Annotated in this window: 11 protein-coding genes; 6 read left to right on the top strand and 5 right to left on the bottom strand. The window is 62.8% G+C overall.

The window, feature by feature from the left end:
- The first annotated feature begins 25 nt into the window (after positions 1–25).
- The gene (locus MUO32_RS23070) at positions 26–730 is read left to right on the top strand and encodes a DUF502 domain-containing protein (protein ID WP_257950720.1); all 705 of its coding nucleotides are present in this window, start codon (positions 26–28) and stop codon (positions 728–730) included.
- Between the two features lie 67 nt (positions 731–797).
- On the opposite strand, the gene MUO32_RS23065 is transcribed toward MUO32_RS23070, so the two are convergent.
- Both MUO32_RS23065 and recG read right to left on the bottom strand, forming a co-directional pair.
- On the bottom strand, positions 798–1,013 hold the full coding sequence (locus MUO32_RS23065; protein WP_257950719.1) for a hypothetical protein: 216 nt from the start codon (positions 1,011–1,013) through the stop codon (positions 798–800).
- A 112-nt stretch (positions 1,014–1,125) separates the two neighbouring features.
- Positions 1,126–3,231 carry an ATP-dependent DNA helicase RecG gene (gene recG, locus MUO32_RS23060; protein ID WP_257950718.1) on the bottom strand — a complete coding sequence of 702 codons (2,106 nt, stop codon included), beginning with the start codon at positions 3,229–3,231 and terminating at the stop codon, positions 1,126–1,128.
- Between the two features lie 103 nt (positions 3,232–3,334).
- Here recG and MUO32_RS23055 point away from each other — a divergent pair, with 103 nt between their 5' ends.
- Together MUO32_RS23055 and mfd are read left to right on the top strand one after the other, a co-directional pair.
- Positions 3,335–3,643, top strand: a complete 309-nt coding sequence (locus MUO32_RS23055; RefSeq protein ID WP_257950717.1) for a succinate dehydrogenase assembly factor 2 — start codon at positions 3,335–3,337, stop codon at positions 3,641–3,643.
- Entirely contained in the window at positions 3,640–7,146 is a 3,507-nt protein-coding gene (mfd, locus tag MUO32_RS23050; RefSeq protein WP_257950716.1) for a transcription-repair coupling factor, read from the top strand. Before MUO32_RS23055 ends, mfd begins: the two co-directional genes overlap by 4 nt.
- 61 nt (positions 7,147–7,207) lie before the next feature.
- Here the strand turns inward: mfd and MUO32_RS23045 are convergent, their stop codons facing one another.
- Together MUO32_RS23045 and MUO32_RS23040 are read right to left on the bottom strand one after the other, a co-directional pair.
- Positions 7,208–7,879, bottom strand: a complete 672-nt coding sequence (locus MUO32_RS23045; RefSeq protein ID WP_257950715.1) for a DsbA family oxidoreductase — start codon at positions 7,877–7,879, stop codon at positions 7,208–7,210.
- Positions 7,880–8,034: 155 nt separating this feature from the next.
- A complete protein-coding gene (locus MUO32_RS23040) occupies positions 8,035–9,813 on the bottom strand; it encodes an extracellular solute-binding protein (protein ID WP_257950808.1) in 1,779 nt (592 codons plus the stop codon).
- Positions 9,814–10,119: 306 nt separating this feature from the next.
- Here MUO32_RS23040 and MUO32_RS23035 point away from each other — a divergent pair, with 306 nt between their 5' ends.
- Complete coding sequence (locus MUO32_RS23035) at positions 10,120–10,743, top strand: invasion associated locus B family protein (RefSeq protein ID WP_244758875.1); 624 nt, start codon at positions 10,120–10,122, stop codon at positions 10,741–10,743.
- Between the two features lie 77 nt (positions 10,744–10,820).
- On the opposite strand, the gene hspQ is transcribed toward MUO32_RS23035, so the two are convergent.
- On the bottom strand, positions 10,821–11,153 hold the full coding sequence (gene hspQ / locus MUO32_RS23030; protein ID WP_257950714.1) for a heat shock protein HspQ: 333 nt from the start codon (positions 11,151–11,153) through the stop codon (positions 10,821–10,823).
- Between the two features lie 155 nt (positions 11,154–11,308).
- On the opposite strand from hspQ, the gene MUO32_RS23025 reads away from it, so the two are divergent.
- Both MUO32_RS23025 and MUO32_RS23020 read left to right on the top strand, forming a co-directional pair.
- On the top strand, positions 11,309–12,355 hold the full coding sequence (locus MUO32_RS23025) for a hypothetical protein (protein ID WP_257950713.1): 1,047 nt from the start codon (positions 11,309–11,311) through the stop codon (positions 12,353–12,355).
- A gap of 40 nt (positions 12,356–12,395) precedes the next feature.
- Complete coding sequence (locus MUO32_RS23020; RefSeq protein WP_257950712.1) at positions 12,396–13,433, top strand: TAXI family TRAP transporter solute-binding subunit; 1,038 nt, start codon at positions 12,396–12,398, stop codon at positions 13,431–13,433.
- Positions 13,434–13,435: the final 2 nt, after the last annotated feature.

Here is a 13,435-nt window from a genome sequence, read left to right as displayed (position 1 = left end):
ACGCTCGCCCCATGCTGGATATCCGATGACCGACCTTCTTCCAAGACAGTCGCTGGCGACGCGGCTGCGCAACAATTTCCTGACCGGCCTCGTCATCTGCGCGCCGATCGCCATCACGATATGGCTGACCTGGACCTTCATCCATTGGGCGGACAGCTGGGTAAAACCCTACATTCCCGCGCGCTATAATCCGGAAAGCTACCTCCAGTTCGCCATTCCCGGCTTCGGCCTGCTGATCGCGCTGGTGCTGATCACGCTTGTCGGTTTCCTCGGCAAGAACCTGATCGGCCGATCCATCGTCGAACTCGGCGATTCGCTGTTCAATCGCACGCCGCTCGTGCGCACGGTGCACAAGAGCCTCAAGCAGATTTTCGAGACGGTGCTGAAGGACAAGGGCACGTCGTTCAACAAGGCGGCGATGATCGAATATCCGGGGCCGGGTCTCTGGGCCATCGTCTTCGTGGCAACGGATGCGCGCGGCGAAATCGCCACGAAGTTCAAGTCCATGGGCAAGGACATGGTCGCCTGCTTCCTGCCGCCGACACCGTTTCCCACTGCCGGCTTTCTCGTCTATGTACCCAGGGAAAAGCTGGTGCCGCTAGATATGAGCGCGGAGGATGCCGCAAAGCTCATCATCTCCGTCGGTCTGGTCACGCCGCCCGAAAACGGATTGCAGCTCATCCAGAGCGAAGAGCACAAGACCAAGGCAAAAGCCAAGAAAAAGGTGTGATGGAAGGGCAAGGTGCCCGACCATCGACTATCTACCTCATTTTGAACAGCAGAACGGTGCGAACGGCCTATTCGGCGGTTGCCGTGTCATTCTGCGTTTTCAGATCGATCTGATCGGTTTTCGCCGGCAGGCGGGACTGTTTTTCAGTGGTGGTGACGCTTGCGGTCGTGATCGTCTTGTCGACCTTGGCTTCTGCCGAAGTCTTGTTGTGCCAAGCGCAATCCGCAAAAGCTGCGGATGCCGTAAGGCTGAGCGTCGCTGCGACTACGAGAACTGTCTTCATGGCATTTCTCCTTTTGCGCTGATGGGGTGAGAAGTATGCCTTCACGTGTCCGTGCGACGAAATCACGATTTTGTGGGCCGGAGCACAACCGGTGAACAGCTGGCTGGATTGCTCAACCCGCGCGCAGGAACCGGATAGCCTCGTCGCGGCGGTAGAGATAGAGCAGCGTACGGATCGCTTCGCCGCGTTCGCTCGTCAGCTCCTGATCGCGCTCCAGCACATAGGCGGCATCCTTGCGGGCGATTTCCAGGAGATCGCCATGCGCTTCGAGGCTTGCCACCAGAAAGCCCGGCGTGCCGGACTGACGGGTGCCGAGAAGCTCGCCTTCACCGCGCAATTTCAGGTCCTCCTCCGCGATGCGGAAACCGTCCTCCGTCTCGCGCAGGATGGAAAGCCGTGCCTGGCCGTTTTCGCTGAGGGGTCCCTTGTAGAGCAGGACGCAGCTCGATGCTTCCTCGCCGCGCCCGACGCGACCGCGCAGCTGGTGGAGCTGGGCAAGGCCGAAGCGCTCGGCGTGTTCGATCACCATGATGGAAGCATCCGGGACATCGACGCCGACCTCCACCACGGTGGTCGCCACCAGCAGGCGCGTCTCGCCACTCTTGAAGGCGAGCATGGCGGCATCCTTTTCCGCTCCGCTCATGCGCCCGTGCACGATGCCGGCAAGCGGGCCGAAGATGCTGGCCAGTGTCGCATGCCGCTCCTCGACGGACATCAGGTCGCTCTCTTCCGATTCCTCGACAAGCGGGCAGATCCAGTAAGCCTTCTTGCCTTCGGCAAGGGCTGCGCGCAGGCGATCCACGATTTCGCCGACGCGCTCCTGCGCCACGACGACCGTCTGGATCGGCTTACGTCCGGCCGGCTTCTCCGTGAGTTTCGAGACATCCATGTCACCGAAAGCAGCCAGCACCAGCGTTCGCGGGATCGGCGTCGCGGTCATGACCAGCATATGCGGGGAAATGCCCTTCGCCGTCAGGCGCAGGCGCTGGTGCACGCCGAAGCGATGCTGCTCGTCCACCACGGCGAGAACCAGGTCCTTGTAGGCGACATTGTCCTGGAAGAGGGCATGGGTGCCGATGACGATCTGCGTTTCGCCCGATGCAATGCGTTCGAGGATAGCGTCGCGCTCGCGACCCTTGGTACGCCCGGTCAGCACATCGATGGTGACGCCTGCCGGCGCTGCCATGCGGGCGATGGTCGTGAAATGCTGCCGCGCCAGAATTTCCGTCGGCGCCATCAGCACGGCCTGTCCACCGGATTCGACGGCGGCGAGCATCGCCATCAGCGCCACGGCCGTCTTGCCGGCACCGACGTCGCCTTGCAGCAGGCGCAGCATGCGTTGCTCGCCGGCTATGTCCTTCAGCACCTCGTCAATCGCTGTTTGCTGACTATTGGTGAGGGAAAAGGGCAGGGCGGCGATGACGGGGCGACTAAGCGCGCCGGTGGCGACGACCGGCCGGCCGGCAACCTTGCGCAGCCGCTGCCGCACGAGAGCGAGCGAAATCTGGCCTGCCAGAAACTCGTCATAAGCCAGGCGGCGGCGGGCTGGGGCTTGCGCATCGAGGTCGGTCTCGTCGCGGGGGTCGTGCAGGCGGTGGATGGCGTCGAAAGCGGAGGGAAAACTCTGGCGCTGGACAAGCGGCGGATCGATCCATTCCGGCAGATGCGGCACGCGGGCGATAGCCGCCTCCACCGCCTTGCGCAGCACACGGGAGGTGAGACCGGCGGTAAGGCCGTGCACGGGTTCGACCAGCGGCACGTTGTCCGCCTCGCTGAGCCGCGCCATGTAGTCCGGATGCACCATGGAGGCGCGCCCGTTGAACCAGTCCACCTTGCCGCTGACGACGACGGTTTCATCGATCGGCAGCGCCTTTTCCAACCAATTGCCTTTGGCGCGGAAGAAGGTGAGCGCCAGATCCCCGGTCTCGTCATGCAGGAAGACGCGGTAGGGCATGTTCGATTTACCGGGCGGCGGCGGCTGGTGGCGGTCGATGCGTCCGGTGATGGTGACGATGACGCCCTGCTGCGCGTTGGCGATGCCAGGCTGGTTGCGCCGGTCGACGATCGAATGCGGGAAATGGAACACGAGGTCGATGACCCGGCAGTCCTCGATGCTCTCCTGACCGAGCAGGCGGGCAAAAAGCTCGCCGAGCTTCGGGCCGATGCCGGGAAGCGTGGAGAGCGGTGCGAAGAGCGGATCGAGCAAAGCGGGTCTCATGGCCGGCAAAATCGCCGGAGAACGTGCCTTTGGCAAGGCTGACAAGCGGCTTTTGCCGGTTTATAGAAGCGCCGGACAGCATCTTAGGGAAGGCAGGACGATCATGACGGGAACGACACGCTCGAGCGCCGAGATCGACCCGCGCCGCAAGCGCATCCTCTTCCGCTGCTGGCACCGCGGCATCCGCGAGATGGACCTGGTGCTCGGCTCCTTCGCCGATGCCGAAATCGCCACGCTCTCCGAAGTCGAGCTGGACGAGCTGGAACGCATCATGGCCGAGGAGGACAACGACCTCGTCAAATGGGTGACGGGCGAAATGCCGGTGCCGGACGCGTTCCGGAACGGGCTTTTCCCGCGCATCGCCGCCTACCGCCCCGATTTCTCGCCGCTTTTCAAAGACGCCAGCGCATGATCCCAGGTTTTTCTTCCGAACGCATCGTGGCCGCCGGCCGGCCGCTGACCATCGGCGCCGTCCCCTCCGGCGTCGAACCGCTGATCCTCGCCGATCTCGCCCGTACATCCGGTCCTGTCGCCTATGTGCTGTCCGATGGCCAGCGTATCTCCGACCTGGAGCAGATGCTCGGCTTCGTAGCGCCCGACATTCCGGTGCTGACGCTGCCGGGCTGGGACTGCCTTCCCTATGACCGCGTCTCGCCGAGTGCCGAGGTGTCGGCGCGGCGCCTTGCCGCGCTTTCGGCGCTGATCGCGCATCAGAAGAAGCCGCATGCGGCCATCGTGCTCGTCACCGTCAATGCCATGCTGCAAAAGACGGCGCCGCGCCAGACCATTGAAAGCCTCGCCTTCTCCGCCAGGCCGGGCAATGTCGTCCGCATGGACGACATTGCCGCGCGGCTGGAGCGCAACGGCTTCGACCGTGTGGCGACCGTGCGCGAGGTCGGCGAATTCGCCGTGCGTGGCGGCATTCTCGACGTCTTCGTGCCCGGCAGCCTTGAGCCGGTGCGCCTCGATTTCTTCGGCGACACGCTGGAATCGATCCGTTCCTTCGATCCCGCCAGCCAGCGTACGACGGGGCAGGCGCGCTCGCTCGATCTCAACCCGATGAGCGAGGTGACGCTGACGCCGGAGACGATCTCGCATTTCCGCAAGCAGTATCTCTCCTCCTTCGGCGCGGCGACGCGCGACGATGCGCTCTACCAGGCCGTCTCCGAAGGCCGGCGCTATGCCGGCATGGAGCACTGGCTGCCGCTGTTCTACGACGCGCTCGAAACCGCCTTCGACTATCTCCAGGGCTTCCGTATCGTCACGGACCATACGGCGCGTGAGGCAGCCGTCGAGCGCTCCCGTCTCGTACGCGACTATTACGATGCGCGCCTCGCCTCAGCGACGCCCGGCAAGGGGCAGGTGGCGCAATCGACGCCCTACAAGCCTGTGCCGCCGGGTCTTCTCTATCTCGACGCCGAGCGCTTCGCCCGCGAACTCGACGAACGCAACGCCATCCGCCTGACCCCCTTCAACGAGCATGAAGGTGAGGCGCGGCACGTCGAAACCGTCAGCGCGCGACCAGGCATACGCTGGGCACGACCGTCGGGCAGCGAGGACGCCGAGGGTGCGCGCGTCAACGTCTTCGATCAGGCCGTCAAACATATCGCCGACAAGCGGGCGTCGGGCGCCAAGGTGCTGGTCACCGGCTGGTCGGAAGGCTCGCTTGACCGCCTGTTGCAAGTGCTGTCCGAGCACGGGCTCGGCAATGTCGTGCCCGTCGAAAAGTTCGGCGACCTGCGCAAGCTGAAGCCGGGTGAGGCGGGTTCCGCCGTTCTCAGCCTCGAAAGCGGCTTCGAGGCAGGCGATATCGTCGTTATCGGCGAGCAGGATATCTTAGGCGACCGCATGGTGCGGCGCTCCAAGCGGCGCAAGCGCGGGGCCGATTTCCTCACGGAAGTCGCCGGCCTTGATGAAGGATCGATCGTCGTTCACGCGGAACACGGCATTGGCCGGTTCGTGGGATTGCGCACCATCGAGGCGGCAGGCGCGCCGCATGCCTGTCTTGAGCTCGTCTATGCCGACGATGCGAAGCTCTTCTTGCCGGTGGAAAACATCGACCTGCTCACCCGCTATGGCGGCGAGGGCACGGATGCGCTACTCGACAAGCTTGGCGGCGTCGCCTGGCAGGCGCGCAAGGCCAAGCTGAAGAAGCGCCTGCTCGACATGGCCGGCGGCCTCATCCAGATCGCCGCCGCCCGCCTCGTGCGCCATGCGCCGGTGCTGGCGGCGCCCGATGGCATCTATGACGAATTCGCTGCCCGCTTCCCCTATGACGAGACGGACGACCAGGCGAATGCCATTGACGCCGTGCGCGAGGATCTCGGCGCCGGCCGCCCAATGGATCGCCTCGTCTGCGGCGACGTCGGCTTCGGCAAGACGGAGGTGGCGCTGCGCGGGGCCTTCATCGCCGCCATGAATGGCGTACAGGTCGCCGTCGTCGTGCCGACGACACTGCTTGCCCGTCAGCATTTCAAGACATTCTCAGAGCGCTTCCGCGGCCTGCCCATTCGCGTCCAGCAGGCATCCCGCCTCGTCGGCACCAAGGAACTGGCGCTGACGAAAAAGGAACTTTCCGAGGGCAAGACGGATATCGTCGTCGGCACCCATGCGCTGCTCGGCAACTCGATCAAATTCGCCAATCTCGGCCTTCTGATCATCGACGAGGAGCAGCATTTCGGCGTGAAGCACAAGGAGCGGCTGAAAGAACTGAAGAGCGACGTGCATGTGCTGACGCTCTCGGCGACGCCGATCCCGCGTACCTTGCAGCTTGCCATGACGGGCGTGCGCGAGCTCTCGCTGATCACCACGCCGCCGGTCGACCGCATGGCGGTGCGCACGTTCATCTCGCCCTTCGACCCGCTCGTCATCCGCGAGACGCTGATGCGCGAGCACTATCGCGGCGGCCAGAGTTTCTATGTCTGCCCGCGTTTGAGCGACCTCTCGGAAATCCACGATTTCCTGCGCCAGGATGTTCCCGAACTGAAGGTTGCCGTCGCGCATGGCCAGATGCCGGCGACGGAACTCGAAGATATCATGAACGCCTTCTACGAAGGCCGCTACGACGTGCTGCTCTCGACGACCATCGTCGAATCCGGTCTCGACGTGCCGACGGCGAACACGATGATCATCCATCGCGCCGACATGTTCGGCCTCGCCCAGCTCTATCAGTTGCGCGGCCGCGTGGGGCGTTCGAAGGTACGCGCCTTCGCGCTGCTGACGCTGCCCGTCAACCGCACGCTGACGGGCACGGCGGAGCGCCGGCTGAAGGTGCTGCAATCGCTCGACACGCTTGGCGCGGGCTTCCAGCTTGCCAGCCACGATCTCGACATCCGCGGCGCCGGCAACCTGCTCGGCGAGGAACAGTCCGGCCATATCAAGGAAGTTGGCTTCGAGCTCTATCAGCAGATGCTGGAAGAGGCCGTTGCCGAGATCAAGGGCGATGAAGAAGTCGCCGACAGTGGCTGGTCGCCGCAGATTTCCGTCGGCACGCCGGTCATGATCCCGGACGACTACGTGCCGGACCTGCATCTGCGCCTCGGTCTCTACCGCCGCCTCGGCGAGATTACCGAACTCGGCGATATCGACGCCTTCGGCGCCGAACTGATCGACCGCTTCGGCCCGTTGCCGCTCGAGGTGCAGCACCTCTTGAAGATCGTCTACATCAAGTCGCTCTGCCGCGTGGCCAATGTGGAAAAACTCGATGCCGGCCCGAAGGGCGTCGTCGTACAGTTCCGCAACAAGCAGTTCCCCAATCCGGCGGCGCTGGTCGGCTATATCGCCAAGCAGGGCACGCTGGTGAAAATCCGGGCGGACCAGAGCCTGTTCCTGTCCCGCGACTATCCGACACCGGAGAAGCGCCTCACGGGGGCCGCACAGGTGATGACCCAGCTTGCCGGGTTGGCGAAGCAGTAAGACACAAAAAAGCCGCCCGGTTTTCACGGGGCGGCCTTTTGGGAGAATTTGCTAGCAAGGTTCAGGCCTGACCGGCGTGTTCCTGCGCCTTCATCGCCGCGATCTCGCGCAAAGCGTTGGTCAGCACATCCACGGATTGTGCGCCCATCACGGCATATTTGTTGTCGATGATGAAGCAGGGGACACCCGTGACGCCCATGTCGCGGGCCATGCCGATCTCTTCCTTGACCGAATCGACATCGGCGCCGGCGGAAAAGAGCGTCGTGACGACAGCGCGGTCCATGCCGGCGGCATCGGCCACATCGAGCAGAACGGCCCGGTCGCCGATATTGCGGCCTTCTTCGAAATAGGCCTTGAAGAGGGCAATCGCGACGCGGCTCTGCACCTCAGGGCCCTCGATCATCGCCCAGCGCAGCAGGCGGTGCGCGTCGAGCGTGTTCGGGCTGATTTTTACCGCCGGAAAATCGAAGGCGATGCCGTCTTCCTTGCCGAGACCCGCCAGCATTTCGTGCGCGCGGTCGACCGCGTCCGTGCCGCCGAGCTTTTCGGCAAGGTGTTTCTTGTGATCGACGCCCTCAGGCGGCAGGTCGGGATTGAGCTGATAGGGACGGAACGTCACCGCGACGGCAAGGTCGTCCTTCACGTTTTCGATTGCCTGTTCGAGCCGTTTCTTGCCGAGGTAGCACCAGGGGCAGACGACATCGGAGACGACATCGATCGTAATGGCTTCCATCCGGATATCCTTTCGAGAGGCCGGAAATTTCCGGCTGTGGCGCGATCCTGTGCAGGCGTTGCGCCGTCACTTCAAACTTACCGCCGAGATAGGCCCACCGGCTACAGCTTTCAACAGGTTACCTCAAGGTAACCCCAATTCTGGGGATAGCCCCTTTACTGCGCGCGCTCGTCCCACCATGCGGGAAGCTGGAAGCCCCAGAGCGGCGTCATCTCCGGCCGCCCGATATGTTTGTTTCGGGCAATCCATTGCTCACCCAGATGGTAGAGCGGGACGACGTAGTTGCCGGAGAGCAGCATCCTGTCCTGTAGGCGCACGGCAGAGCGGAAATCCTCCGCCGAGCGGGCAGCGAGAATGGCGGCCATGACGCGGTCGATATCGGGATCGGCGACACCGGCGAAGTTCTCGCTGCCCTGCCGATCGCGCGCATCCGATCCCCAGCGCCGCACCTGCTCCAGGCCGGGCGACAACGATGACAGGAAGGCCTTCATGATGACATCGTAGTCGAAGGTCTGGCTGCGGCTCTGATATTGCGAATCATCGACGGTCCGGAGGCTCACACGAACGCCGAGCGCAGCGAGGAAGCGTTGATAGGCCAGTGCCAGCTTCTCCTGGTCGGCATTCTGCGTCATGATTTCGAAGGCGAGGGGCTTGCCGAAGGCATCGACCATGCGACCGTCTTTGATCGAATATCCGGCCTTCTCGAAATGATCCATCGCCTGACGCAGAATCTTGCGGTCGCGGCCGGAGCCGTCGGTCACCGGGAAACGGAATGTTCCGTCGGCTACGGCGGGATCGATCCGGTCTGCCGCCGCTCCGATGATGTCACGCTCGCGTGCGTCGAGAGGGGTATTCAGCGAGGAGAGGTCGGAATTCTGCCAGAAACTTTCCGTGCGGGTATAGGCGTTCTCGAACAGCGTGCGGTTGACCCATTCGAAATCGAAGGCGAGCGAGAGCGCTTTGCGCAGTTCCGCATTCTGGAAGACCGGCCGGCGCGTGTTGAAGACGAAGCCGAACATCACGGGGGGCAGTTTCGAATCCACCGCGTCCTTGATGACGGTGCCGGACTGGACCGCGGGAAAATCGTAGTTGCGTGTCCATTTCGTCGGGTTGCCTTCCTGATAGACGTCGATCACGCCCTTCTTGAAAGCCTCGAACAGGGAATTGTCCTGCAGGAAATATTCGACGGAGATTTCGTCGTAATTGTCGAAACCGACCTTGGAGGGAGTTTCCTTGCCCCAGTAGTTCGGATCACGCTCGTAGACGATCCGCTCGCCCGGCTTCACCGCCTTGACCTTGTAGGGGCCGGAGCCGAGCGGCAGGGCGAGCGACGACCGGTCGAAGGTTTCGGGATCGATCGCGTGCTTGGGCAGGATCGGCGAGAAGGCGATGAGGAGGGGGGCCTCACGGTCGCTTTTGTCGTTGAAGGTGAAGCGGACGCTGTGCTCGCCTGTTTTCTCGAGTTTCTCGACCACGTTCAGGCGGGTGCTGAACGGTGCCCGACCCTTGTCACGCAGCAGTTCGAACGAAAAGATCACGTCTTCGGGCGTGACCGGCTGCCCATCCGCCCAGCGCGCTTTGGGATTGAGATGAAACTCGATGAAGCTGCGGTCCTCGTCCCATTCCACGCTCTCGGCGAGCAAGCCATACATACTGAAAGCCTCATCGCGCGAGCGCACCATGAGCGATTCGTAGACGAGGTTGCCGAATTCGGGGTCCCACATGCCGCGTGCGGTGGTGCGCATGCTTTTCAGGATGAAGGGATTGAGGTTGTCGAACGTGCCGACGACGCCATAGGCGATACGTCCGCCCTTCTTCACGTCCGGATTGACGTAGGAAAAGTGTTTGTAGTCGGCCGGAAGCGCCGGCTCACCATGCATCGCGATCCCGTGCAGGGGGGCGGCCATGCCCAGCGAAACGGGCAGGCCGAGCATGCAGGCCGCAAGGGCCGTCAGGATGGGGCGCAAAGGAGGTCTCCTCGTCAATTCCATATGATTCTTGTCTTTATACTGCGCGCAATAGACACAATAGTGCGGCGAGCGTGGGAAATCGGCGGTATGGGCGAATTTCGCAAGGAAAGGCTGGATATCCGGCGCGGCCCATTGTAACAGATGTCGCCGAAGCGGGTCATGCAAATGCCTCAATTCGCCGACAGGAGAGCGCACGACTGACCCAATGCCAGAGGGGCTTGGAGGAGCGTCGTTGCTCCGGCACCGGATTTTCAGGAGACCGAACTCGTCATGATCTTCACATCGAACCTCATCAAGCGGACCGTGCTTTCCGCTTTCGCCGCGTCGGTTGCCCTGGCGGCGGCTCCTTCCGTATCGCTCGCCCAGGAGGCCGCTCCGCCGAAGGGCTGGTTCAAGGTCTGCACCAAGCAGGAAGACAACGACGTCTGCATCGTGCAGAACCTGCTGACGGCAAGCAGCGGCCAGCTCATCACGGCCGTCGGCCTCATCACCGTCACGGGCAAGACCAATCGCAAGATCATGCAGGTTTCGGTTCCGAGCGCACGCCTCATCCCGCCGGGCATCCAGATGCAGATCGACGGCGGCAAGGGCCTGAAGCTCGATTACGCCATCTGCATGCCCGACAAGTGCGTTGCCGAAGTGCTGCTCACCGACCAGATGATCGCAAGCCTCAAGAAGGGTGGCGAACTGGTTCTGACCTCGATCAACTTCCAGCGCGCGCCGAACCCGATCAAGATGTCGCTCGAAGGCTTCACCGGCGTCTTCGACGGCGAGCCGATCGAACAGTCCAAGCTCGAAGAGCGCCAGCGCCTGCTGCAGGAAGAAATGCAGAAGAAGGCCGAGGAAGCTCGCAAGAAGCTGGAAGACGCCCAGAAGGCTGCCAAGAGCCAGTAAGCGTCAAGCTTCATACAGATATGGAAAACCCGGCCAATGGCCGGGTTTTTTGTTGTCCGAGGCTTTGAGAAGACCGGTCAGTGAAAGACGCCAGTTTCTTCTTTCCAGCGATAGTGGCCCTGTTCCACATCCATCAGCGCGCGAACCTGCGGGTGACGAATGGGCTGGCCGCTGTCGTCGGCCACGAGGTTCTGTTCGGAGACATAGGCGACATACTCGCTGTCTTCGTTTTCCGCGAACAGGTGATAGAAGGGCTGATCCTTCGACGGGCGGATTTCGGCCGGAATGGCGTTCCACCACTCCTCCGTGTTGGCGAATTCGGGATCAACGTCAAAGACCACGCCACGGAAGGGAAAGACCCGGTGGCGGACAATGTCGCCGATGGCAAATTTTGCGTTACGCATCTTCATGGCGTACCTACCTTTCCCCCTATATTTGGGTAATTGTCGGGAAACATCAATAGTTCCACCCCTGTCACACGTCCTTCATACACCGGGTGTGGCGCTTGCGCCTCCAGCGGTTTCGGCGTACCTCGAAGAACAGCGTCTCAGGCGGATCGGATGGCATGAACAATCAGTGGGGCAGGAGCGGCAACGGGCAGACCTCGGGTGGCGGCGGGATCGGCGGCATCCTGTTCGCCGTCGTCGTCAGCCTGGCGCTTGGCGCCGCCGCCGGCTACGGTGCGTTCCGCATGATGGACGGCGCCGTGCCATCGGGAGAAATCGAAGCGCGCGACCGGCGTATCGCCGATCTTGCCAGGGAGCTTGATGCCCGCGCCGCGCAGGTCGAAGAAAACAGCCAGAAGGCACAGGCGCTGGCCGAGCAAAACGGCAGCCTCAAGCGTCAGGTGGAAAGCCTGAAAAGCAATACGGATGCCTCCGAGGGCGCGCTCGCGATAGCTGAAAATGCCCGACTTACACAGGAAGTCGTTCCGAAACTCCAGAGCGATCTGCAACTCGCTTCGCAGCTCGTCGCAGATGCCGAGGCCCTGAAGAAGCGCGCGGAAGAGGCCGTGCTCGACCGCGAGCGCCAGCTTTCGCTTCAGGTCGACCGGATTGCCCGGCTGGAAAAAGCCCTCGATGACGCGCAGAATGCACGAAAGTCGAAGCAAAGCGCCGATGCTGACCGCCTCACGGCGGAGGCCGTTACGCTGCGGCGTGATCTCGATGAAGCCCGGCAGGCGGAAGAGCAGCTCCGCACAAAGGACCTTCCGGCGCTGCGCGACATCGTCGCGGCCAGAGACAAGGAAATCGCCACGCTGGCCGACCGCAATATAGCACTTGCCGTACGGATCGAGGCGCTGGAAGCCGCAGCCCGTGCTGCAAAGGCCGATCAACAGAAGGAAAGCGCCAGCAAGCCGGCGCTCGACAATGCCAAGCCTGCCGATGGAGCAAAGCCCACGGATGGCCGCAGCCCGCGCAACGCCACGTTGGTGTCGCTGGCGCTGCAAGGCACACCCGGCATCGACCGTCTGAGCAGCACGGAACGCGATCAGCTCGAGCGCACGCTGGTGTCCGGCGAATGCGTTACCAACGCGCTCGGCGGCGTTTTCAAGCGCGTGCCGGTGCTGGCGCTGCGCAACCTGATGCGCGATCTCGACAGCGACTGCTAATCACCCCGGCGCCTTGCCGGTTCTGGGAAGGAGATTTTTGATGAAGCGATCTGTTCTGGCGGCCGCGCTCGGCCTTGCGCTTTCCGTTGGCGGTGCCTCGGCGCAGAGCTTCGAGCGCAATATCATGACCGGCGGCCCGCAGGGGACCTATATCAAGATCGGCCGCGATATCGCAGCCCTCGGCGCGGAATGCGGCCTCAACCTCAATGTGGTGGAAAGCGCCGGCTCGCTTGAAAACTTCGTCGGCGTGCGCAACCGCCGCAACACCCAGTTCGGCATCGTGCAGAGCGACGTGCTGGAGTATCTGAAGACCTTCGAGGCGAACGACCCGGAGGTGCAGAAGGCGGTCAAGGGCGTTCGCATCATGTTCCCGCTCTACAACGAGGAAGTTCACGTGCTGGCCCGCAAGGACATCGGCAGCATGAAGGACCTCGTCGGGAAGAAGATTGCCGTCGGCAAGAAGGACAGCGGCACCTTCCTGACGGCCACGCTCATCATGGACATCCTTCAGGTGAAGGCCGGCGAGCGACTGGATATCAACCCGGACGAGGCGCTGCCCAAGCTGCTCTCCGGTGAGATCGACGCCTTCTTCTACGTTGCCGGCGCGCCGGCGTCGCTCTTTACCGGCAATACGATCGACAGGGCGAAATTCCATCTTGTTCCCATCACCGAGGCGCCGCTGCTGGCGACCTACACCCCGACCCGCATTGAGCCCGGCACCTATTCCTTCCAGGACCAGCCGGTCGATCTCATCGCGGTCAAGGCTGTGATGATGACCTATGACTACGATATCAAGCGCAACGCCTATCACCGCGACAGCTGCAAGACGGTGGCGGATTTCTCGAGCCTCATCCTCGCGGGTCTCGACAAGCTGAAGACGACAGGCCATCCGAAGTGGAAGACCGTCGACCTCACCGCCTTGCCGCCCGGCTGGCAGGTCGGCGTCTGTGTGAAGGCCGGCATGGCCATGGACTACAAACCCGCCTGCAAACCGGCCTCCGGCAACGCCGCGGGCAGCATGGCCGACGACACGAACGAGGAATATCTGAACCTCCTCAAGCAGCGCCTCCAGAAGTAAGA

Source organism: Shinella sp. CPCC 101442 (genome assembly GCF_024704725.1).
Taxonomy (GTDB): domain Bacteria; phylum Pseudomonadota; class Alphaproteobacteria; order Rhizobiales; family Rhizobiaceae; genus Shinella.
Note: the sequence above shows the minus strand (reverse complement) of the source record. Positions and strands in the feature narration are given on the sequence as shown.

Bases quoted from the DNA above. Each gene is read 5' to 3' on its own strand.
- MUO32_RS23070 (WP_257950720.1), top strand. From the start codon at position 26: ATGACCGACCTTCTTCCAAGACAGTCGCTGGCGACGCGGCTGCGCAAC.
- MUO32_RS23065 (WP_257950719.1), bottom strand. From the start codon at position 1,013: ATGAAGACAGTTCTCGTAGTCGCAGCGACGCTCAGCCTTACGGCATCC.
- recG (WP_257950718.1), bottom strand. From the start codon at position 3,231: ATGAGACCCGCTTTGCTCGATCCGCTCTTCGCACCGCTCTCCACGCTT.
- MUO32_RS23055 (WP_257950717.1), top strand. From the start codon at position 3,335: ATGACGGGAACGACACGCTCGAGCGCCGAGATCGACCCGCGCCGCAAG.
- mfd (WP_257950716.1), top strand. From the start codon at position 3,640: ATGATCCCAGGTTTTTCTTCCGAACGCATCGTGGCCGCCGGCCGGCCG.
- MUO32_RS23045 (WP_257950715.1), bottom strand. From the start codon at position 7,879: ATGGAAGCCATTACGATCGATGTCGTCTCCGATGTCGTCTGCCCCTGG.
- MUO32_RS23040 (WP_257950808.1), bottom strand. From the start codon at position 9,813: ATGCTCGGCCTGCCCGTTTCGCTGGGCATGGCCGCCCCCCTGCACGGG.
- MUO32_RS23035 (WP_244758875.1), top strand. From the start codon at position 10,120: ATGATCTTCACATCGAACCTCATCAAGCGGACCGTGCTTTCCGCTTTC.
- hspQ (WP_257950714.1), bottom strand. From the start codon at position 11,153: ATGAAGATGCGTAACGCAAAATTTGCCATCGGCGACATTGTCCGCCAC.
- MUO32_RS23025 (WP_257950713.1), top strand. From the start codon at position 11,309: ATGAACAATCAGTGGGGCAGGAGCGGCAACGGGCAGACCTCGGGTGGC.
- MUO32_RS23020 (WP_257950712.1), top strand. From the start codon at position 12,396: ATGAAGCGATCTGTTCTGGCGGCCGCGCTCGGCCTTGCGCTTTCCGTT.